The sequence below is a fragment of the Mycobacterium liflandii genome, assembly GCF_022354805.1.
Taxonomy (GTDB): domain Bacteria; phylum Actinomycetota; class Actinomycetes; order Mycobacteriales; family Mycobacteriaceae; genus Mycobacterium; species Mycobacterium marinum.
Window position 1 is genome coordinate 325,625 of sequence record NZ_CP023138.1, and the last position, 21,688, is coordinate 347,312.

A 21,688-nucleotide genomic window follows, 5' to 3' on the forward strand; every position below is an offset into this window, starting at 1 on the left:
ACCCGTCTTGGTGCTTTGCCTATCAGCCGCCGCCGGTTTGGTGCCGTAGCCGGGGCAGGCTGTAGAAACGCCAGGTCACATCCAGCACGGCGGCCAGCAAGCGCCCGGGCAACCACGCCGGGGTGTCGGAGCTGATCGAGTAGTCCAGCTGTGTGCCGCGTCCGGGGACGGCGGTGAGTTCGATGCGGCCGAAATGATTGCGCACCGGGCCGCGAATGGTCCGATATTCGATCAGCCGCGCCGGCCGGTGACCGACAATCTCCTCCTGGATCGGCCAGACGCCCAACGCGCGTTGCGCCCGGACCGACCGCAGACCGTCCGGCGCACGGGGATGCACCCCGGCCCGCACCCGCCGGTGGCGTACCGGCCACAAAGTCGCCCAATGGTGGGTGAGCACGTCGAAGGTCCACTCAGGTGGAGCGTCGAGTTCGACGGTGTATTGCAGGCGGTGCCGCCCGACCGGGGCGGTAGCCGCGGTGTCCGGCGGGCACTCGTCGAGGCGCGCGGAAAACCAGTCACGTAGGAACGGAAACACGTCCGCACTCGCCGAGGGATGCAGCAGCGGGGATTCGTGGTTGTGATTGCGGGCGAATCCGTGGCGGCGTGCAGCGGATTGGATGCGCCGGTCAGCGTTGCCGAATGCCTGCGCAAGCCGCTTGCAGCGCCCAGCGGGGGCGATGACGTCGCGGGGAGCTGTGATGGCCAGTGCGGGCACGTGTACGGCCTGCAGCGCCGCCTACAACTCGCCGCCAGCGCGTTCGGCACGGCCCCAGGAGATCGCGTCTTGGAAGGCGGCCACTGGCTCGTCTTCGGGACCGAGCCGAAACAGCCGGGCCGGGAACATACCGCGCCACATGCTGGCCTGCACGGTCGCGGCCACCACCCGATTCGCCAGCAACGGGATATCGACGGCGCTTTCCACCAACACCAGCCCCGCGACCTGCGCTTGTTGCATCGTCTGTGCGGCGGCGCGGGCCAATGCCACCCCACCAAACGAGTGCGCCACCCAGAATGCCGGACGACCGTTGTGGGTGGCGATCAGCCGTTGGACGGCCGACAGATCGATGCGAACCATCTACTCCCAGCCCGCGCGGACCCCGGTATCGACGGCTACCCCACCTGCTCCGCGCCGCTCGACGATCCATACGTCCAGGCCGCTATCGGCCAGTGCTTCGGCCAGCCCACCCCCACCCGGCCACAAATACAGACGACGGTTGTCGAACATCCCGGGGAGCAGCACCACCGGAGATCCCTGACCCGCACCGACTCGGGTGACCCGAAACCGGCCCCCGTCTGCGACGGTCATTGCGGTGCTCTGCACTGGTTGCCGCCAATGCTGCTCGCTGATCCATTCAGCCAGCTCTGAATCGTCGTTCATGGTCTCCTAAGTCGCCGACCGTAGTCGTGGCATTCGTCGCGGCGGCATTGGTCCTGCGCCGGCCCTTCGCGAGTCCGTCGGGGAGTTGCCCACCGTGCCGACCGGACATCTGGCAGCCATTCTTCTATGACCGCGGTGAGGGCGACCCACACCGTCCAAAAACTTCTTGCCCCAATTCAGGAAACATCGGGTCTCATACCGCTACCATCTGAGTTTCGTTGATGGTCACCTCCGGTGAATTCCGGGCGGTGTGGTCTTGGTCCGTTCCGGGGTGGGGTGATCAGTGATGTCTTATCTGGTGGTTTCTGCGCAGGAGCTGGAGTCGGCGGCCGCGCTACTGACTGGTGTCGGTTCCAATGTTGGTGCGGCCAGTTCGGCTGCGGCGGGTCCGACCGCGACGGTGTTGGGCGCGTTGGGTGCCGATGAGGTGTCGGCAGCGGTGGCGGGGTTGTTCGGTGGCCACGCTCAGGCCTATCAAGCGGTCAGTGCGCAGGCGGCGGCGTTTCATCAGCGGTTCGTGGCGGCGTTGGCCGCGGCCGCGGGCTCCTATGGCCGGACCGAGGCCGCTGGTGCGGCGGTGTTGCAGACCGTCGGCGACGATGTGCTCGGTGCGGTGAACGCTCCGACGATCGCGGTGTTGGGGCGCCCGTTGATCGGTGACGGTGTTGACGCGGCCGCGGGCAGCGGCCACAACGGCGGGGCGGGCGGCCTCTTGTGGGGCAACGGCGGCAACGGCGGGGCCGGGGCGGCGGGTCAGGCCGCTGGCCGCGGTGGCGACGCCGGGTTGATCGGCAGCGGCGGAGCCGGCGGCGCGGGCGGGACGGGCGGCGCGGGCGGCGCCGGCGGGCACGGCGGTTAGCTGGCCGGCACAGGAGGCGCCGGCGGGGCGGGCGGGGCCGGTGCAGCCGGCGGTAACGGCGGTGCGGGCGGAGCCGGAGGCGCGGGCGCAACCGCGACGACCGCCGGGACCAGCGGCGGTAACGGCGGTAACGGCGGGGCCGGCGGTAACGGCGGTGGCACCGGCTGGTTCGGCAGCACCGGGATAACCGGGGCCGGCGGTAACGGCGGCACCGGCGGTAACGGCGCGATCGCCGGCAACGGCGGCGCTGGCGCCAACGGTGATGCCCTGCACCTCGACGGCGGCAACGGCGGTAACCCCGGCGCCGGCGGCGCCGGCGGGACCGGCGGGACGGGTTCACACACCGGCGCCCACGGCCTGGCCGGCACCACCCCCACCACCAACGCCGGCGACGGCGGACGCGGCGGAGACGGCTACACCTCCACCGACCCCACCCTCAACGGCGGCAACGGCGGCAACGGCGGCAACGGCGGAAACGGCGGAAACGGCGGCAACGGCGGCAACGGCGGAAACGGCGGAAACGGCGGCGACTACGGCAACGGCGGCAACGGCGGCAACGGCGGAGCCGGCGGAGCCGGCGGCCTGATCGCCGGTGACGGCGGGGCCGGCGGGACCGGCGGGGCGGCGGGGGCGGCGGGGGCGGCGGGGGCGGCGGGGGCGGCCGGAGCCAACAGCACCAACGCCACCACCGCCGGCACCAACGGTGGAAACGCCGGGGCCGGCGGCAACGGCGGCAACGGCGGAACCGGCGGGGGCGGCGGCGCCGGGGGCAGCGCAACCCACGGCGCCACCGGCACCAGCGGGGCCGGCGGAGCCGGCGGTGACGGCGGTGACGGCGCGATCGCCGGTGACGGCGGCACCGGCGCCAACGGTGACGCCACCCACGCCAACCCCGGCATCGGCGGACTCGGCGGGGCCGGCGGCACCAGCGGCGACGGCACCGACACCGCCGCCCACGGCATCAACGGCACCACCCCCACCACCACCAACGGCAGCGGCGGACGCGGCGGAGACGGCTACACCTCCACCGACCCCACCCTCAACGGCGGCACCGGCGGAAACGGCGGCAACGGCGCCACCGGCACCACCGGCACCAACCCCACCCCCCACCCCGTCACCAGCACCGCCACCTCCGGAACCGACGGCACCACCACCAACGGCGGAAACGGTACGACCGGCAGCGACGGCACCACCGCGGGACAACAAGGCGGCACCGGCGGCGACGGCTACAACAGCGGCGGCCAGGGCGACACGAATCCCTTCGGAGGCAATGGCGGAACCGGCGGTATCGGCGGCCCCGGCACCCAAGGCGGCGCCGGCGGCACCGGCGGCACCGGTCCCCTGGTAGGCGGCTGGGGCGGCGACGGCGGAGCAGGCGGCGACGGCGGCGGCGCAGGCGGCGACGGCGGCACCGGCGGCACGTCGTCCGGCGCCAACGGATTCACCGGCCAAGCCGGCGACGGCGGCAACGGCGGGTACGGCGGGGGCAGCGGCGGCAACGGCGGCGCCGGGGGCGACGCCAACTACGTCATTCCCTGGGGCAACTCCGCCTACGCCGGCGACGGCGGCGACGCCGACACCGGCGCCACCGGCGGCACCGGTAGCAATGGCGGCGCGGGCGGAGCAGGCGGGTCCGGCGGCCTCTACGGCAACGGCGGCAACGGCGGTACAGGTGGCGCCGGAGGCGACGGCGGCACCGGAGCCACCGGGGGCACCGGAGGCATCGGCGGCAACGGCGGCGACTCCACCGGCAACAGCCTCTCGTCGCTCCCCGGGAACGGTGGCGACGGCGGGGACGGAGGCACCGGCGGCACGGGAGGCACCGGAGGCAACGGGGCGACGGCGGCGCCGCGGGTGCTGGCGGCAGCTACGGACAATCCGGCACCAACGGCACCGGCGGCGCAGCCGGCAACGGCGGGACCGGCGGTGAGGGCGGTGCCGGTGGCGACGGCGGCAGCGGCGGCGTTAGCTACGACCCCGTCGACCCCCGTCCCCCCTACGGCACCAGCGGCCTGTCCGGGGATACCGGGGCCACAGGATCTACCGGCCAAGCCGGTATGGCCGGTACCTCCCCCGGCACCGGTACCCCGGGCCCCGGAGGCTCCGGCGGCGATGGCACCGGAGCCAACGGTGGCGACGGCGGACCTGGGTTCCCCTGATACGCGACACCCGCCTACGGAGTAACCACCGGTGGGCCTGGCCAGTTGGCACAGCGCCGCGGCCCGGCAGAATCCTTACTTTTCGCGCGCACCCGAGATTTCGGCATCTATCAACCGCCCGACCCTTCACTCGCGGGCTGCGAGCCGGCCTGTTGGATCTGAATGAGATTGCCGCAGGTGTCGTCGAGAACCGCGGTGGTCACCGGCCCCATCTCGGTGGGTTCCTGGGTAAAGCGAACACCGAGGGCCCGGAGTCGGTCGAACTCGGCTTGCACGTTGTCGACCGCGAAGGCCGTGAACGGAATCCCGTCGGAGCTCAGCGCGTCCTTGAACGGCTTGGCCGCCGGGTGCTCGTCGGGCTCGAGGACCAGCTCGGTGCCGTCGGGGTCCTCCGGTGAGACAACGGTAATCCATCGGAACTGGCCCATCGGAACGTCGTGTTTGGTCTGGAAACCGAGGATTTCGGTGTAGAAGCGCAGTGCCTTGTCTTGGTCGTCGACCAGGACACTGGCCAGATTGATCCTCATGTAGTCCCTCTTCCGGAGTCGGCGGTATCGATGCGCCACCTCTTGGCGATCTGGCCAAGGGGAGCGGTGTTGAGATAGTGGAATTTTTGCCGGCCGCCGCGCTGCGTTTCGATCAACCCAGCCGCCTCCAGCACATCGAGGTGCTGCGAAATCGCCTGTCGTGTCGAACAAATCCCATGTTTCGTAGTCAGACGAGCGCAGATCTCGAAGAGAGTTTGGCCGTTCCGATCGGTCAGCTCGCCGAGGATGACACGCCGGGTGGGATCCGCCAGCGCCTTGAAGACATCGCCCACCTCCCGCACGATATGCAAGCCGTTACTTGCCTGTCAACGGATAAAGGTTTGCCGGCCGCTCACGCCCAGGTGGGCAATCGTTACCCAAACTCGGAAACGTGTGTTATCATTTTCCTAGTGAGTGCTGTGCCCATGGTGCGGTGATCGCGGATTTGGTGGTGTCCGGCGCCTAACGGCCGGGGGAACTAACGATGTCTTATGTCTTCGCGAGCCCGGAGGTGCTCAACGCCGCCGCTGCTGAGGTCTCGACCATCGGATCCAGCCTGCAGACGGCCAATGCGTGGGCGGCGGCGCCGACCACGGCCCTGTTGAGTGCGTTGGGCGCTGATGAGGTCTCAGCGGCGGTCACCGCGATGTTCGGCAACCACGCCCAGGCCTATCAGGCCGTCAGCACCCAGGCGGCGGAGTTTCATGACCGCTTCGTGGCCGCGTTGACCGCGGGCGCCGACGCCTACTCCGGTGCGGAAGCCTCGAGTGCCGCAACGTTGCAGAGCCTGCCCCAAGACCTGCTCAACGTGGTCAACGCGCCCACCCAGGCACTGCTGGGGCGGGGCCCTGATCGGCAACGGCGCCAACGGCGCCGACGGGACCGGGCAGAACGGGGCCGATGGCGGCCTGCTGTGGGGCAACGGGGGTAACGGCGGAACCGGAGCGGCGGGGCAGGCCGGCGGCAACGGAGGCGCGGCGGGCCTAATCGGCAATGGCGGCGCTGGTGGGGCCGGTGGAGCGGGCGCCACCGGAGGCGCCGGGGGTACCGGCGGGGCCGGCGGCTGGTTGACCGGAGCCGGAGGGACCGGCGGAGCCGGCGGGACCGGCACTAGTGGCGGCGGCGGGATGGGCGGGGCCGGCGGGCAGGCCGGGTGGCTGTCCGGGGCCGGCGACAACGGCAGCGGCGGGTCCGGCGGCAGCGGCGGGGCCGGCGGCCTGTCTAGCAGCGGCACCGGCGGCGACGGCGGATTCCTATTGGGCCAAGGAGCGGCGGGCGGGGCCGGCGGCAACGGTGGGGCCGGCGCTACCGGTATCTCCGGGCCAGCCGGTCAAACCGGAGGCGACGGCGGGGCCGCCGGCAACGGCGGAAACGGCGGCGCCGGCGGCAAAGGCGGGCTGCTGTTGGGCGGCGGCGGGCGCGGCGGGGCCGGCGGCCTGGGCGGGGCCGGCGGGATCGGCGGCATCGGCGCGGCCGCCACCACGCCCGGCGCCACCGGAGGCGACGGCGGCAACGGCGGGACCGGCGGCACCGGTGGAAACGGCGGCGCCGGCGGACAAGCCGGCCTGTTCGGCGCCCAGGGTCAACAGGGCGACGGCGGCACCGGCGGGACCGGCGATGCCACCCATCTCGATGGCGGCAAGGGCGGCAACGGCGGAAATCCAGGGCTCGGCGGGACCGGCGGCGCCGGGGGCACCGGAGCCAGCACCGGCATCCACGGCTCCGACGGCGCCACCCCCACCACCGTGGCCGGAAACGGCGGCAAAGGTGGCGACGGCTACACCCCCACCACACCCGGCGCCGACGGCGGTAACGGCGGCGCCGGCGGAAACGGCGGTCTTTACGGAAACGGCGGCAACGGAACCGTTGGCGCCGCCGGCGTCAACCCCACCCCAAACCCGGTCTTCGAGCAGGCTGACCCCGGGACCGACGGCATTGACACCACCGGTATCGGTGGCGACGGCGGACCGGGTAGCCCGGGGGTGTTCGCCGGGCAGCAGGGCGGCAACGGCGGTGAGGGTGGCACGGGCGTCGACCTGGGTGGCGGCGGTGGTGATGGCCAAACCGGCGGGCCCGGCACCCTGGGAGGCAATGGCGGCAACGGCGGCACCGCCAGCATGGGCGGGTCCGGCGGCAACGGTGGGGTCGGCGGTAGCGGCGGGTCCGGCGGCGGGGCGGGGGGCAACGGCGGCGATGGCGGCAACGCCACCGACCTCATGATCGGCAACGGCGGCAACGGCGGCACGGGTGGCTCGGGTGCCGCCGGTGGCGCCGGCGCCATGCGCGGTAACGGAGGAAATGGCGGCAGCGCTGGCACTGGCACGACTGCCGGCACCGACGGCAATGGCGGCAACGGCGGCACGGGTGGCGCCGGCGGCAATGGCGGTAACGGCGGCACGGGTGGCGCCGCCGGCTCGGGTGGAATGTTCGGCCAGATGGGCGACGCGGGCGACGGTGGTGACGCCGGCACTGGCGGCGAGGGCGGCGACGGCGGGACCGGCGGCAGCGGCGCAATGTCGGGCCAGACCGGTGACCAGGGCGCCGGCGGGACACCGGGCACCGGCGGCGCATCGGGCTAATCAGGGACGGCCCGCTCGCCGCACGCACTTTACCGGTCCTGGGCCTCGGCCAGCCGATAGAACGCGGCAGAGTTCTCCCACAGCACCTTGCTGGCGCCCGCGTCCCCGAGCGCCTCGCTGATCAGATCGATGTCGCTGTCCTCGAACGGGCGCCGAGCACGCGTCGAGGGCAGGTCAGTGCCGAACATCAGGGCATCGGGGTTGACCGCGTGGATCTTCTTCACCGTGTCCCGCACATCCAAACCGACCCGGCCAAAGCCGGTCGCCTTGACCCGAATCCCCTTGTCCACCAACGGCAGCAACAGCTCAACCCCTTCGGCTGACATGCCCAGATGGTCGATGCTGACCGCTGGCAGCGCAATGAGCTGATCGGCCAACTGCCCGAGGTGCGCGGCATCGACATAGAGCTCGACATGCCAACCCGCAATGTCGTGAACCCGGCGGGCGAACGAGTTCAATTCGTCGATGGTCTCGGGCCCACCGCGATAGCGATTGAACCGGACCGCACGGATTCCGGCGGCATCAAGATCGCGTATCTCCGCGTCCGAAATCGTCGAGGGCAACTGGGTGACCCCGACAAAACCGGGCCCCAACCGCGCCAGCGATTCCCGCAAATACCCTTGGTCGAACCCCTGGAATGACCCGGAAACAACGGCACCGCCCCGGATGCCCAGCCCGGCGGTGCGGGCCAGGGCTCCGGCGTTGTTGATTAGCAGGCTTGTGAGCTGGGTTGATGATCTTTGGTGCCGCGCTATTGGGGCCTGAGTGTAGGCACGGGCTATCTGGAGAACGATCGAGTTGGTTACTGTTCGTCGTTGGTCTGGAGTTGCCCGTGCCTACCGTTTCAGTATTGCCTGTGTCGTCGGTTCCAGAGGTGTTCGACCGCTGGAGTCCTGGTGAGCGCAGCGAGCTCATCGGATCGGAGTTTCTCGATGTGTTGGTCTCGGTGCCAGACCCGAGGGACCCACGCGGTCGGAGGTATTCGCTGATGGCTTTGTTGGCGATCGCGGTTCTGGCCACTGCCGCGGGGATGCGCGGCTATGCTGGTTTTGCTACATGGGCGGCCACCGCTCCCGATGATGTGTTGGCCTAATTAGGGGTCCGGTTCCGGCGGCCCAGTGAGAAGACCTTTCGCGCTGTTTTGTCTCGGCTAGACCCCGCCGACCTCAACGCCAGGATGGGCAGTTATTTCACTGCACACGTGGCCAGCAGCGACCCCAGTGGATTGGTGCCGATCGCGTTGGACGGCAAGATGCTGCGTGGTGCTTTACGCGCCAAAGCGACAGCCACGCATCTCGTGTCGGTGTTCGCCCACCGTGCCCGATTGGTGCTCGGTCAACTCGCTGTCGCCGAGAAAAGCAATGAAATTCCCTGCGTACGTGCCCTGCTCACGCTGCTGCCGGGTAGCTTGCGGTGGCTGGTCACCGTGGATGCGATGCATACCCAGGTCGTCACCGCGAAGTTGATCTGCGCCACCTTGAAGTTGCACTACCTGATGATCGTCAAGTCCAACCAAGCCAAAATACTTGCGCGTATCACCGCGCTGCCCTGGGCCGAGGTGCCCGCAGCCGCTACCGATGACTCCCGCGGCCACGGCCGTGTCGAGACCCGCACCCTGCAAATCATCACCGCTGTACGAGGAATCGGCTTCCCCTACGCAAAACAAATCATCCGGATCACTCGTGAACGCTTGATCACCGCCACCGACCAGCGCAGCGTGGAGGTGGTCTATGCCATCTGCAGCCTGCCGTTCGAGCACGCCCGCCCTACCGCGATCATGACCTGGATGCGTCAACACTGGGGAATCGAGAACAGCCTGCACTGGATACGCGACGTCACCTTCGACGAAGACCGTCAAAGGGCACATACCGGAAACGGCGCACAGGTCCTAGCAACGCTACGCAACACCGCGATCAATCTGCACCGCCTCAACGGCGCCGACAACATCGCCGAAGCCTGCCGGATCACCGCTTTGACCGCCAACCGCCGCCTAGACCTCCTCAATCCACAATTCCCCAGCTCACAAGCCTGCTAATCAACAACGCCGGAGCCCTGGGCACCTACCGAGCACTCGAAGCGGTGCGCCGCTACCGCAACCGGCTGATATACGTGTCCACCTGCGAAGTTTACGGAGATGGGCACAATCTCGAGGAAGGCCAGCGCCTCGACGAACACGCCGAACTGAAACCGAATAGCCCCTACGCCGCGTCCAAGGCCGCCGCCGACCGGCTGTGCTACTCGTATTTTCGCTCCTTCGGAATCGACGTCACCATCGTCCGCCCGTTCAACATCTTTGGAATTCGCCAAAAGACCGGCCGATTCGGCGCGCTGATTCCGCGGCTCGTCCGGCAGGCAATCAATGGCAAGAAGCTGACAATTTTCGGCGCGGGCACTTCGAGCCGCGATTATCTCTATATCAGCGATATTGTGAACGCCTACAACCTGATATTGCAGACCCCGTCCCTGCGTGGCCAGACGATCAATTTTGCCAGCGGTAAAGACACCTGCGTGAAGAATATCGTCGAGTACGTCGCGGGTAAATTCGATGCCACAATCGAACATCGCGATGCCCGCCCTGGGGAGGTCCAGCGATTTTCCGCCGATATCTCATTGGCGAGAAGCATCGGATTCGAGCCGCAAGTCGATATTTGGGAAGGCATCGACCGGTACATCGCCTGGGCTAAGGATCAGCCCCAGCACGCATACGAGCTGGACGGGCTCGGCGACAGGTCGACCGCGAACGGATGACCGTCCCCACTAGCGCTGGGGCGCGGTAATCGTGCACGGGGTGGCCGGCGGATAACTGCCCGACACCGCCCGCAGCCGCCCGGGCGGCGGCCACGGCCGCAGCCCCAGGTTGGCGAGATAGCGCAGCGGGTTGACGTGCGAGCCGCGCTGGCGGACCTCGAAATGCAGATAGCCGTCGTCCGAGTCGCCATCCGCGCCGATCGCGCCGAGCCGCGCACCCGCGCGCACCCGATCCCCAACCGACATCCCGTTTCGCTCTACCGGGCGAAACACATAGACGACGTCGAGGTCCGGGCCCTGCGAGATCGTCATCGACAACAAGCCGTCGACATCAGCGACAGCGCTGACCGCCCCGGACACCACAGCGTACACGGGTGTTCCCGGGTCGGCGGCAAAGTCGACACCGGGGTGAAAACCACCGGCGCGTTGCCCGTATCCACGGCCGATGGCCCGCGGTTCCCGGTCAATCGGCAGCCGCCCGCCCGGCTCGAGCGGGTCGAAGTCGCCGCGGATGCGCCGCTGATAGTCGGCTTTGAGCAGGTCGACCTCGTCGAGCGCGTAACCGAACAGCAGGGACCGGTCGTAGGCCACCCCGAAGTTGTGCCGGTAATCCGGATCGAGCCGGAGATAGTGCTCGACTCTCGAGATCCGCTCCGCCAGCGTCGACCAACCGTCGTGCACCAGCCGGACCCCCTCCAGCCGGCCGATCCGACCGTGGTCGGTGATATTGGCCGGCCAGTGCGGGTTGTGCATCAGCTTGATCCCGGCACGCAGACCCGGAGACCAGCGCCAGAAGGGCCCGCGCAGCGCTTCAGCGGTTCCCATGACCGGAATCGGCTCGGGGTATTCGGGATCGTCCCAACTGGACACGATCGGGCACAGCAGCGCCGCCACGTCCTCGGGGGTGCGGGCCAGGGCCGCACGGACATCGATGTCGGTCTCGACAAGCCAATCCGCGTCGACCATCATCACCCAGTCCGGGCGACAGAAATCGGCCATCCGATACAGCAGTTCCAGCCCGGTGGACTCCGGAATCAGCCAGGGCGTGGCGGGAAGATCAGAACGGGCACGCACCACATTCGTCACCGCAGGGTGGTTCGCCAGAATCTCGGCGGTGTCATCGGTGCTGCGGTCATCGATCACATAGATGTCGTCGCTGAACGCAGCCAACGAGTCCAACGTGCGCACCAACGTCCGTCCGGCGTTGTGCGCGCGTGTTACCGCCAGAATCCGCATGCAGTCTCTCTATCACCCGAGAACGCAAAAGCCAGTAGCTGGAAGAATATGCAAGTGTGAGCGACGCCTCGGTGATCGGTTGCGTCGGGACGTTGGTGGTCGCGACCCGCGGCAAACACGGTGCCGGCGAGGTCCTGCTCACCGTTCGGGGCTCCAAGGAGGCCTTCCTGGCACGATCTGACCATCCGTTACCCAAAGGCACCACGGTGCTGGTGGTAGGGGTTCGGGGAGCCCGGACGGTGCTCGTCGAGCCCTGGAACGATCTGGTCGTAACCGAACTTCTCTGATCCAAACCACGAAAAATTCAAGGAGTCCAACAATGCTCGGTTACAAGGTTCCCGATCCGGATGAGGCGATGCTGATATCCGGGGGCCGGGTCAAAGGCAACGCGCCGTTTCGCGTGGTAACCGGCCACGGGTCCTTCGTCGTTCCGTTCTTCCGTAAGGTCCGCTTCCTCACGCTGGCGATGTGTGAAGCCGAGGTCGCCGAGAAATGCGTGACCCAGCAGGGCATCACGCTCAACGTCCGGGCGGTCATCGCCTTCAAGGTCGGCAACGACACCGAGAGCATCATCGCCGCGGCGCAACGATTCCTCTCCGAACAAGACCAGCGGCGCAACGATTCCTCTCCGAACAAGACCAGATGTCGGTCTTGACCGGGCGCATCTTTACCGGCCACCTGCGCTCGATCATCGGCTCCATGACCGTCGAAGAGATCATCCGGGAGCGCCAAAAGCTCGCGACCGAGGTGCTCGACGGTTCCAAGGAAGAGATGGCCCGAATCGGCCTCAACGTCGACGCCCTGCAGATCCAGTCGATCGACGACGACGGGCTCGGCTACATCGACGCGATGTCGGCACCGCACAATGCGGCGATCCAGCAGCAAGCACAGATCGCCCAGGCGCAGGCCAACCAGTTGTCCGCCGAGGCAGAGCAGGAATCGCAGCGCGAGCAAGCCGAATTCGCCCGTGAGACCGCCATTGTCAAGGCGCAATACAAGGCCGAGGTCGACAAGGCTCAGGCCCAGGCCGCCCAGGCCGGTCCGCTGGCCGAGGCCCAGTCCCAGCGCGAGGTGCTCGAGATGCGCACCGAACTGGCCGAGCGGGCCGCCGAGTTGCGCCAGCAGGAGCTGGTCGCTGAGGTGGTCAAGCCGGCCGAGGCCGAAGCCGAGCGGGTCCGCATCCTGGCCGTCGCCGACGCCGAGAAGATGAAGATCCAGGCCGAGGCTGCGGCGTCGCACAACCGGGTGGCGCTGGATCGCATGCTCATCGACCAGCTGCCCGACATCGTCGAAAAGGCCGCCCTGGGTCTCTCGGGCGCAAATCTCACCGTGCTCAATGGCGCCGACGGGCTCAGCCAGGTGGCCGCGGGGCTGGTCTCTCAAGGGGTCGCCATTTTCGACGCGATGCGCGGCAGCGTCGCTGACGACAACGACGGGGAGAACGCGGTGGCGCCCTGGAACGCCGGAACCACAGACAACGTCTAGCAAGGCGGTTGGCGCCACCGGCGGGTGGCCACGACGGTCCGGGGCAAGCCGCAGGACTTTATCGGGCTGTAAACGCTTCACGAATACGGGCGACGGCGGCCTGTCAGTGGTGTAACACTGGAACGCCACATGGCCGATGAGTTATTAGCAAACGGAACTACGGGCAACCCACATCGGACGAAAGGTCGACGGACGTGAGTGAGGAAGTCCAATCACCAGGGCTGGCAGAGGCAGCGCGCGATAACCTCGCCGCCGAGCTGGCCCGGCTCCGGCAACGCCACGACCGGCTGGAGATCGAGGTCAAAAACGACCGCGGAATGATCGGCGATCACGGCGACGCGGCTGAGGCGATTCAGCGCGCCGACGAACTGGCCGTGCTGACCGAACGGATCCACGAGCTCGATCGGCGACTGAAAGCCGGGCCATCCAACGCGACCGGGTCCGAAACGCTGCCAAGTGGCACCGAGGTCACCTTGCGCTTCGACGATGGCGAGGTGGTCACGATGCACGTGATCGCCATCGTGGAGGAGAACCCGGTCGGCCACGAGTACGAGACGCTGACCGCGCACAGCCCGCTGGGGCAGGCCCTGGCGGGGCGCCAGGCGGGTGACACGGTGACCTACTCCACCCCGCGCGGACCGAGCCAGGTGGAACTCCTCTCGATCAAGTTGCCCACCTAGTAGCGCCCGTTCCCGACAGAACGCCAGAATCGCTCGCCAACCTGGTTAGACTTCCCCCGATGATCCCGCCAGAGCCCGCTGCCGCGCCCGCCGAAGAGCACCAGCGCCAGCATTTGCATCTGACGACTCAGATGATCCGCTTCATCGTGACCGGCGGTTTCGCGGCAATCGTCGACTTCAGCGTGTACGTGGTGCTCTACAAGGTGGTCGGCCTGCAGGTCGACCTGTCCAAGTTCATCAGCGTCGTGATCGGCACCATCACCGCCTACCTGATCAATCGCCGGTGGACGTTCCAGGCGGCACCAAGCGGGGCGCGATTTGCCGCCGTGATGGCTCTCTACGGGGTCACCTTCGCCGTGCAGGTCGGAATCAACCACCTCTGTCTTGCACTTATGCACTATCGCGGGTGGGCGATACCGGTCGCATTCGTGATCGCCCAGGCCGTTGCTACGGTGATCAACTTCGTGGTGCAGCGGGCCGTGATCTTCCGTAGACACTGAGCCGGTCCCGCCCAAACTGCACTTTCCCGCCGGCAAAAACGCCCGATACCGGCGTGAGCGTGGGCATCCTTGCCGAACCAAGCGGTACCCTCTTTGACGATGTTTAGCGCGCCCGTTCCCACCACACCCACCCGGCTGACCGGATGGGGTCGAACCGCGCCGTCGGTGGCCGAGGTGCTCCACACCCCAGATCCCGAGGTGATCGCGACGGCTGTCGCGCGTGTCGCCGACACCGGCGCCAGGGGCGTCATCGCCCGCGGCCTGGGCAGGTCCTACGGCGACAACGCGCAAAACGGCGGCGGGTTGGTGATCGACATGAGCCCGCTGAACAAGATCCACTCGATCAGCGCCGACAGCACGCTTGTCGACGTCGATGCTGGGGTGAATCTCGACCAGCTGATGAAGGCGGCGCTACCGCTGGGCCTGTGGGTCCCGGTATTGCCGGGCACCCGGCAAGTCACCATCGGCGGTGCGATCGCATGCGACATCCACGGCAAGAACCACCACAGCGCGGGCAGCTTCGGCAACCATGTGCGCAGCCTGGCCCTGCTGACCGCCGACGGCGAAGTCCGCCACCTCACTCCGACGGGCACCGAGACCGCAGACACCGAGCTGTTTTGGGCCACCGTCGGCGGCAACGGCCTGACCGGGATCATCCTGCGCGCCACCATCGAGATGACACCCACCGAGACCGCGTACTTCATCGCCGACGGGGACGTCACCGCCAGCCTGGACGAAACCATCGCGTTGCACAGCGACGGCAGCGAAGGCAACTACACCTATTCCAGCGCCTGGTTCGACGCGATCAGCGGGCCGCCCAAGCTGGGCCGTGCCGCGGTGTCGCGCGGCTGCTTGGCCACCATCGACCAGCTCCCCACCAAGCTGCAACGGGATCCGCTGAAGTTCGACGCGCCGCAACTGCTCACATTTCCCGACGTATTCCCCAATGGGCTGGCCAACAAATACACCTTCGGGCCCATCGGCGAGCTCTGGTACCGCAAGTCCGGCACCTATCGGGGCAAGGTCCAGAATCTGACGCAGTTCTACCACCCGCTGGACATGTTCGGTGAGTGGAACCGCGCCTATGGTCCGGCGGGTTTCCTGCAATATCAGTTCGTGGTTCCCACCGAGGCGGTCGACGAGTTCAAGCGGATCATCGGCGACATCCAGGCCAGCGGGCACTACTCATTTCTCAATGTGTTCAAGTTGTTCGGCGCCGGGAATCAGGCCCCGCTGAGCTTCCCGATTCCCGGCTGGAACATCTGCGTCGACTTCCCGATCAAGGCGGGTCTGAACGAGTTCGTCAGCGAACTCGATCGCCGGGTCATGGAATTCGGCGGCCGCCTCTACACCGCCAAGGACTCTCGTACCACCGCTGAAACCTTTCACGCCATGTATCCGCGCATCGACGAATGGATCGCCGTGCGCCGCAAGGTGGACCCCTGCGGGGTGTTCGCCTCCGACATGGCCCGACGTTTGGAGCTGCTCTAAATGGTGCTGGACGCCGTAGGAAATCCCCAGAGCGTGCTGCTGCTCGGCGGCACCTCCGAAATCGGTCTGGCCATTTGCCAGCGCTACCTGCGTAACGCTCCGGCCCGGATCGTGCTGGCCTGCCTGCCCGACGACCCTGGCCGCGACGACGCGGTCGCGCAGATGAAGGCCGCCGGCGCCTCCTCGGTCGAGCTGATCGACTTCGACGCGATGGACACCGACAGCCACCCGAAGGTGATCGAGCAGGCATTCGGCGGCGGCGACGTCGACGTGGCCATCGTCGCGTTCGGTTTGCTCGGCGATGCCGAAGAGCTGTGGCAAAACCAGCACAAGGCCGTGCAGATCGCCGAGATCAACTACACCGCGGCGGTGTCGGTGGGCGTGCTGCTGGGCGAGAAGATGCGGGCCCAGGGCTTCGGCCAGATCATCGCCATGAGCACGGTGGCCGGTGAACGCGTACGACGCTCCAACTTCGTCTACGGATCCACCAAGGCCGGCCTGGACGGCTTCTACCTCGGGCTGTCCGAGGCTCTGCGTGAACACGGGGTTCGTGTCCTGGTGATCCGGCCGGGTCAGGTGCGCACCCGGATGAGCGCACACGTCAAGGAAGCTCCACTGACAGTGGACAAGGAGTACGTCGCCAACCTCGCGGTGACCGCCGCCGCAAAAGGTAAGGAACTGGTTTGGGCGCCAGCAGCATTTCGCTACGTGATGATGGTGTTGCGTCACATCCCGCGGAGCATCTTCCGCAGGCTGCCAATCTGAGCATGCGTAATGCACTGGCCACCCTCGGCCAGATGGCGGCCGCGGTACTGGTGGCCGTGACGGTCGCGGTGGTCGCCCTATCCGCCATTTCGCAGGTGCAGTGGCCGGCCTTTCCGTCGTCCAACCAGCTGCACGCGCTGACAACCGTCGGCCAGGTCGGCTGCCTGGCCGGCCTGCTCGGCGCCGGCTGGGCCTGGCGACGCGGCGGCCGGCTGCGGCGGCCGGCTCAGCTGGGTGGCTTGGTGTTAGTCTCGGCGTTCACCGTGGTGACGCTCGGCATGCCGCTGGGGGCCACCCGGCTGTACCTGTTCGGCATCTCGGTGGACCAGCAGTTCCGCACCGAATACCTGACCCGGCTGACCGACAGCCCGGCACTGCACGACATGACCTACATCGGACTGCCGCCGTTCTACCCGCCGGGCTGGTTCTGGATCGGCGGTCGCGCCGCGGCACTGACCGGCAGCCCCGCCTGGGAAATGTTCAAGCCGTGGGCCATCACCTCGATCGCGGTCGCGGTCGCGGTCGCGCTGGTGCTGTGGTGGCGAATGATTCGCTTCGAGTACGCGCTGCTGGTCACCATCGCCACCACGGCGGTGACACTGGCCTACAGCTCGCCGGAGCCCTACGCCGCGATGATCACGGTGCTGCTGCCGCCGGTGCTGGTGCTGACGTGGTCGGGCCTGCGCGCCGGCGCCCCGCCCGCCCCCGAACGTCACGCCAGCGTGGCGCCCGACGCCGAAAGCCACGCTGACGTGACGCTGGGCGCCGAGGCGGCTCGGGGCTGGGCCGCGGTGGTCGGCGCCGGGATCTTCCTCGGCTTCGCCGCCACCTGGTACACGCTGCTGGTGGCCTACAGCGCGTTCACGGTCACGCTGATGGCCGCGCTGTTGGTCGTGTCACGGTGGCGCCGCGGCGGGCTCAGGGCCGCGGTGGATCCGCTGCGACGGCTGGCCGTGATCGCCGTGATCGCTGCGACGATCGCGTCCACCACCTGGCTGCCCTACCTGTTGCGGGCGGCCCGTGACCCGGTCAGCGACACCGGCAGCGCCCAGCACTACCTGCCCGCCGACGGCGCCGAACTGACCTTCCCGATGCTGCAGTTCTCGCTGCTGGGCGCGCTGTGCATGCTGGGCACCCTGTGGCTGGTGGTGCGGGCACGGTCCTCGACCCGGGCCGGCGCCCTGGCCATCGGCGTGCTGGCCGTCTACCTGTGGTCACTGCTGTCGATGCTGACCACGCTGGCGCGCACCACCCTGTTGTCGTTCCGGTTGCAGCCGACCCTGACCGTGCTGCTGGCCACGGCCGGGGTCTTTGGCTTCCTGGAAGGAACGCGTGCGCTGACCGTCCGCAGCCGCGCCGCGCTGCCCGTCGCCGCCGCGATCGGACTGGCCGGGGCGATCGCGTTCAGCCAGGACATTCCCGACGTGTTGCGGCCCGACCTCACGATTGCCTACACCGACACCGACGGTTACGGCGAGCGCGGCGATCAGCGCCCGCCCGGTTCCGAGAAGTACTACTCGACGATCGACACGACCATCCGCAAGGTCACCGGCAAGCCGCGCGATCAGGTCGTCGTGATGACCGCCGACTACAGCTTCCTGTCCTACTACCCCTACTGGGGTTTTCAGGGTCTGACGTCGCATTACGCCAACCCGCTGGCGCAGTTCGACAAGCGCGCGGCCCAGATCGAGAGCTGGGGCAAGATCAAGACATCCGACGAGTTCGTCCAGGCCCTGGACAAACTGCCCTGGCCGGCGCCAACGGTTTTCCTGATGCGACGCGGCGCCGGTCCCGGTTCGGGCGCTAGCTACACGCTGCGGCTGGCCGAAGACGTCTACCCCAACCAGCCCAACGTCCGGCGTTACACCGTCGACCTCAAGGCCGCGCTGTTCGCCGACCCACGCTTCACCGTCGAGACCATCGGCCCCTTCGTGCTGGCCATCCGCAAGCCGGCGGCGAGCGCCTGATGGCGACCAAGACCGCACCCGGCGCATTGGAACAATTACCATCTACGTCCGTGAGCGATTCGGGAGCAAAGTACCGGATTGCCCGACTCGTCGCCGTGGTCACGGGTCTGCTGGGGACCCTTCTGGCGCTGGCAACCCCGCTGCTGCCGGTCGACCAGACCACGGCCAAGCTGAATTGGCCGCAGAATGGCACGTTCAGCAGCGTCGAGGCACCGCTGATCAGCTATGTGGCCACCGACCTGGAAGTCACCATCCCCTGTTCGGCGGCCGCCGGGCTGGCCGGCCCGCAGAAAAATGGCAAGACGGTGCTGCTGTCGACGGTGCCCAAGCAAGCCCCCAACGCCGTCGACCGTGGACTACTCGTTCAGCGCGCCAACGACGATCTGGTTCTCGTGGTGCGCAACGTCCCGGTGGTCTCCGCGCCGCTGAGCCAAGTGCTCAGCCCCGCCTGCCAGCGTTTGACCTTCACCGCGCACGCCGAGAGCGTCACCGCCGAATTCGTCGGGCTCAAGCAGGGCCCCAACGCCGAGCATCCGGGCGAGCCGTTGCGCGGCGAACGCAGCGGCTACGACTTCCGGCCGCAAATCGTCGGGGTGTTCACCGATCTGACCGGGCCGACACCGCCGGGCCTGAGCTTCTCCGCGACCATCGACACCCGCTACAGCAGCAGCCCCACCCCGTTGAAGATGGCCGCGATGATCATCGGCCTGCTGTCCACCGCGGTCGCCCTGGTCGCTCTGCACATCCTCGATACCGCCGACGGCACCCGGCATCGGCGCATCCTGCCGCCGCGCTGGTGGTCGATCGGCGCGCTGGACGGGCTGGTCACCGCCGTGTTGGTGTGGTGGCACTTCGTCGGCGCCAACACCTCCGACGACGGCTACATCCTGACCATGGCCCGGGTGTCCGAGCACGCCAGCTACATGGCGAACTACTACCGCTGGTTCGGCACGCCCGAGGCACCGTTCGGCTGGTACTACGACCTGTTGGCGATGTGGGCCCATGTCAGCACCGCCAGCGTCTGGATGCGCCTGCCCACCCTGGCGATGGCATTGACCTGCTGGTGGGTGATCAGCCGGGAGGTCATCCCGCGGCTGGGGCACGCCGTCAAGACCAACCGGGCCGCGGCCTGGACGGCCGCGGGCATGTTCCTGGCGGTCTGGCTGCCGCTGAACAACGGGCTGCGCCCAGAGCCGATCATCGCCCTGGGCATCCTGCTGACCTGGTGTTCGGTCGAGCGAGCGGTGGCCACCAGCCGGCTGCTGCCGGTGGCAATCGCGTGCATCATCGGTGCCCTCACCCTGTTCTCCGGGCCTACCGGCATCGCCTCCATTGGCGCGCTGCTGGTCGCGATCGGGCCGCTGCGCACCATCCTGCACCGCCGCTACAAACAGTTCGGCGCGCTGCCGCTGCTGGCGCCGCTGCTCACCGCGGCCACCGTCACCGTGATCCTGATCTTCCGTGACCAGACCTTCGCGGGCGAGGCTCAGGCCAGCGTGCTCAAACGCGCGGTCGGCCCCAGCCTCAAGTGGTTTGACGAGCACATCCGCTACGAGCGACTGTTCATGGCCAGCCCCGACGGCTCGGTGGCCCGTCGCTTCGCGGTCCTGGCGCTAATCCTCGCGCTCGCCGTCGTGGTGGCGATGTCGCTGCGCAAGGGCCGGATTCCTGGCAGTGCGGCAGGCCCCAGCCGCCGCATCATCGGCATCACGATCATCTCGTTCTTGGCGATGATGTTCACCCCGACCAAATGGACCCACCACTTCGGGGTGTTCGCCGGGCTGGCCGGCTCGCTGGGAGCGCTGGCCGCCGTCGCCGTGACCGGGGTGGCGATGCGCTCGCGACGCAACCGCACCGTGTTCGCCGCCGTGGTGCTGTTTGTGATGGCGCTGTCGTTCGCCAGCGTCAACGGCTGGTGGTATGTCTCCAACTTCGGCGTTCCGTGGTCGAACTCGTTCCCCAGACTGCGGTGGTCGCTGACCACCGCACTGCTCGAGCTGTCGGTGATCGTGCTGGTGGTGGCCGCCTGGTTCAACTTCGTCGCAACCGGGGACGGGCCGCCCAGGACCCGCCTCGGGGCGCGGCTGGCGCCGATCGTCCAAGCGCCGCTGGCCATTGCCACCTGGTTGCTGGTGACGATGGAAGTCGTCTCGTTGACCCAGGGCATGATGTCGCAGTACCCGGCGTGGTCGGTGGGCCGGTCCAACCTGCAGGCGCTGACCGGCAAGAGCTGTGGGCTGGCCGAAGACGTGCTGGTGGAGCTGGATCCCGACGCGGGAATGCTGCCCCCGGTGAGCGCTCCGGTGGCCGATGCGCTGGGCGCCGGCCTGTCAGACGGGTTCACCGCCAACGGAATCCCCGCCAACGTCTCCGCGGACCCGGTGATGGAGCGCCCGGGCGACCGCAGCTTCGTCAACGACGACGGTCTGGTCACCGGCACCGAGGCCGGCACCGAGGGCGGCACCACTGCCGCACCGGGCATCAATGGCTCGCGCGCGCGGCTGCCCTTCAACCTCGATCCGGCGCGCACGCCGGTGCTGGGCAGCTGGCGATCCGGCATCCAGGTGCCTGCCATTTTGCGGTCGGGCTGGTATCGACTGCCCCCCGCGGATCAGCGGAAGAAGACACCGCTGCTGGTGGTGTCCGCGGCCGGCCGGTTCGATCCCCGCGAAGTCCAGGTCCAGTGGGCCACCGATGAGCAAGCGGCAGCTGGGAAGCACGGCGGCTCGATGGGGTTTGCCGACGTCGGGGCGGCACCGGCGTGGCGCAACCTGCGGGCGACGCTGTCCGCCATCCCCGACTCCGCCACACAAATCCGCCTGGTGGCCGACGACAACGACCTGGCTCCGCAGCACTGGATCGCCCTGACCCCGCCGCGGATTCCGCAACTGCGCACCTTGCAGGAGGTGGTGGGCTCCAAGGATCCGGTGTTCCTGGACTGGCTGGTGGGCCTGGCCTTCCCGTGCCAGCGGCCATTCGGCCATCAGAACGGTGTCGATGAATCACCGAAATGGCGGATCCTGCCGGACCGGTTCGGCGCGGAAGCCAACTCGCCCGTGATGGACAAGAACGGCGGTGGCCCGCTCGGCGTCACCGAGCTGCTGTTCCATGCGACGACGGTCGCCAGCTACCTCAAGGACGACTGGTTCCGGGACTGGGGCGCGTTGCAGCGCCTCACCCCGTACTACCCGGAGGCCGAACCGGCACGGCTGCAACTGGGCACGGCAACCCACAGCGGTCTGTGGAATCCGGCACCCCTGCGTAAGGGTTAGCGGGGCCCCGAGGCGGTGGGCAACCGCTTTGCGGACTCGCGG

At 68.3% G+C, this 21,688-nt stretch carries 13 protein-coding genes and 6 pseudogenes; 12 read left to right on the forward strand and 7 right to left on the reverse strand.

Translation table 11 applies throughout. From position 1 onward, the window contains the following. Positions 1–22 precede the first annotated feature (22 nt). The 3 genes from CKW46_RS01595 to CKW46_RS01605 are packed head-to-tail and all read right to left on the reverse strand — an operon-like array spanning position 23 to position 1,378. Positions 23–715 carry an SRPBCC family protein gene (locus CKW46_RS01595; RefSeq protein ID WP_238559460.1) on the reverse strand — a complete coding sequence of 231 codons (693 nt, stop codon included), beginning with the start codon at positions 713–715 and terminating at the stop codon, positions 23–25. A 21-nt stretch (positions 716–736) separates the two neighbouring features. After that, on the reverse strand, positions 737–1,075 hold the full coding sequence (locus tag CKW46_RS01600) for an alpha/beta fold hydrolase (RefSeq protein ID WP_238559461.1): 339 nt from the start codon (positions 1,073–1,075) through the stop codon (positions 737–739). Further along, complete coding sequence (locus tag CKW46_RS01605) at positions 1,076–1,378, reverse strand: alpha/beta fold hydrolase (protein ID WP_238559462.1); 303 nt, start codon at positions 1,376–1,378, stop codon at positions 1,076–1,078. 286 nt (positions 1,379–1,664) lie between these two features. Here CKW46_RS01605 and CKW46_RS01610 point away from each other — a divergent pair. After that, positions 1,665–4,396 (forward strand): annotated as a pseudogene (locus CKW46_RS01610) (PE family protein). Positions 4,397–4,506: 110 nt separating this feature from the next. Here the strand turns inward: CKW46_RS01610 and CKW46_RS01615 are convergent. Beyond that, complete coding sequence (locus CKW46_RS01615) at positions 4,507–4,923, reverse strand: VOC family protein (protein ID WP_011738480.1); 417 nt, start codon at positions 4,921–4,923, stop codon at positions 4,507–4,509. Then, positions 4,920–5,225 (reverse strand): ArsR/SmtB family transcription factor, encoded by a 306-nt coding sequence (locus CKW46_RS01620; RefSeq protein WP_011738479.1) that lies wholly within the window; start codon positions 5,223–5,225, stop codon positions 4,920–4,922. The genes CKW46_RS01615 and CKW46_RS01620 overlap by 4 nt, the downstream gene beginning before the upstream one ends. 182 nt (positions 5,226–5,407) lie before the next feature. Here CKW46_RS01620 and CKW46_RS01625 point away from each other — a divergent pair. Further along, a pseudogene (locus CKW46_RS01625) lies at positions 5,408–7,502 on the forward strand (PE family protein). A gap of 29 nt (positions 7,503–7,531) precedes the next feature. Here CKW46_RS01625 and CKW46_RS01630 read toward each other — a convergent pair. Beyond that, positions 7,532–8,191, reverse strand: a pseudogene (locus tag CKW46_RS01630) (amidohydrolase family protein); the annotation flags it as partial. A gap of 143 nt (positions 8,192–8,334) precedes the next feature. On the opposite strand from CKW46_RS01630, the pseudogene CKW46_RS01635 reads away from it, so the two are divergent. Together CKW46_RS01635 and CKW46_RS01640 are read left to right on the forward strand one after the other, a co-directional pair. Next, positions 8,335–9,537 (forward strand): annotated as a pseudogene (locus CKW46_RS01635) (ISAs1-like element IS2404/ISMul1 family transposase). A gap of 17 nt (positions 9,538–9,554) precedes the next feature. Continuing rightward, positions 9,555–10,250, forward strand: a pseudogene (locus CKW46_RS01640) (NAD-dependent epimerase/dehydratase family protein); the annotation flags it as partial. A 9-nt stretch (positions 10,251–10,259) separates the two neighbouring features. Here the strand turns inward: CKW46_RS01640 and CKW46_RS01645 are convergent. Continuing rightward, the gene (locus tag CKW46_RS01645; RefSeq protein ID WP_482052706.1) at positions 10,260–11,486 is read right to left on the reverse strand and encodes a peptidoglycan DD-metalloendopeptidase family protein; all 1,227 of its coding nucleotides are present in this window, start codon (positions 11,484–11,486) and stop codon (positions 10,260–10,262) included. A 56-nt stretch (positions 11,487–11,542) separates the two neighbouring features. Between CKW46_RS01645 and CKW46_RS01650 the strand changes: the two genes are divergently transcribed. The 8 genes and pseudogenes from CKW46_RS01650 to CKW46_RS01685 all read left to right on the forward strand — a co-directional run bounded on the left by CKW46_RS01650 (position 11,543) and on the right by CKW46_RS01685 (position 21,646). Continuing rightward, the gene (locus CKW46_RS01650) at positions 11,543–11,773 is read left to right on the forward strand and encodes an NfeD C-terminal domain-containing protein (RefSeq protein ID WP_012396852.1); all 231 of its coding nucleotides are present in this window, start codon (positions 11,543–11,545) and stop codon (positions 11,771–11,773) included. A 32-nt stretch (positions 11,774–11,805) separates the two neighbouring features. Continuing rightward, a pseudogene (locus CKW46_RS01655) lies at positions 11,806–12,971 on the forward strand (SPFH domain-containing protein). A 194-nt stretch (positions 12,972–13,165) separates the two neighbouring features. Then, positions 13,166–13,651 carry a GreA/GreB family elongation factor gene (locus CKW46_RS01660; protein ID WP_012396854.1) on the forward strand — a complete coding sequence of 162 codons (486 nt, stop codon included), beginning with the start codon at positions 13,166–13,168 and terminating at the stop codon, positions 13,649–13,651. A gap of 134 nt (positions 13,652–13,785) precedes the next feature. Continuing rightward, positions 13,786–14,151: a GtrA family protein gene (locus CKW46_RS01665; RefSeq protein ID WP_085979938.1), complete on the forward strand. Its 366-nt coding sequence runs from the start codon at positions 13,786–13,788 to the stop codon at positions 14,149–14,151. A gap of 99 nt (positions 14,152–14,250) precedes the next feature. Further along, positions 14,251–15,642: a decaprenylphosphoryl-beta-D-ribose oxidase gene (dprE1, locus tag CKW46_RS01670; RefSeq protein WP_015357623.1), complete on the forward strand. Its 1,392-nt coding sequence runs from the start codon at positions 14,251–14,253 to the stop codon at positions 15,640–15,642. After that, a complete protein-coding gene (gene dprE2, locus CKW46_RS01675; RefSeq protein ID WP_011742444.1) occupies positions 15,643–16,407 on the forward strand; it encodes a decaprenylphospho-beta-D-erythro-pentofuranosid-2-ulose 2-reductase in 765 nt (254 codons plus the stop codon). 2 nt (positions 16,408–16,409) lie between these two features. Next, positions 16,410–18,374, forward strand: coding sequence for a galactan 5-O-arabinofuranosyltransferase (locus tag CKW46_RS01680; RefSeq protein ID WP_015357625.1), 1,965 nt, complete (start codon positions 16,410–16,412; stop codon positions 18,372–18,374). Continuing rightward, a complete protein-coding gene (locus CKW46_RS01685) occupies positions 18,374–21,646 on the forward strand; it encodes an arabinosyltransferase domain-containing protein (protein ID WP_482052708.1) in 3,273 nt (1,090 codons plus the stop codon). The genes CKW46_RS01680 and CKW46_RS01685 overlap by 1 nt, the downstream gene beginning before the upstream one ends. Positions 21,647–21,688 lie beyond the last annotated feature (42 nt).

Bases quoted from the DNA above. Each gene is read 5' to 3' on its own strand.
- CKW46_RS01600 (WP_238559461.1), bottom strand. From the start codon at position 1,075: ATGGTTCGCATCGATCTGTCGGCCGTCCAACGGCTGATCGCCACCCAC.
- CKW46_RS01605 (WP_238559462.1), bottom strand. From the start codon at position 1,378: ATGAACGACGATTCAGAGCTGGCTGAATGGATCAGCGAGCAGCATTGG.
- CKW46_RS01615 (WP_011738480.1), bottom strand. From the start codon at position 4,923: ATGAGGATCAATCTGGCCAGTGTCCTGGTCGACGACCAAGACAAGGCA.
- CKW46_RS01645 (WP_482052706.1), bottom strand. From the start codon at position 11,486: ATGCGGATTCTGGCGGTAACACGCGCGCACAACGCCGGACGGACGTTG.
- dprE1 (WP_015357623.1), top strand. From the start codon at position 14,251: ATGTTTAGCGCGCCCGTTCCCACCACACCCACCCGGCTGACCGGATGG.
- dprE2 (WP_011742444.1), top strand. From the start codon at position 15,643: ATGGTGCTGGACGCCGTAGGAAATCCCCAGAGCGTGCTGCTGCTCGGC.
- CKW46_RS01680 (WP_015357625.1), top strand. From the start codon at position 16,410: ATGCGTAATGCACTGGCCACCCTCGGCCAGATGGCGGCCGCGGTACTG.
- CKW46_RS01685 (WP_482052708.1), top strand. From the start codon at position 18,374: ATGGCGACCAAGACCGCACCCGGCGCATTGGAACAATTACCATCTACG.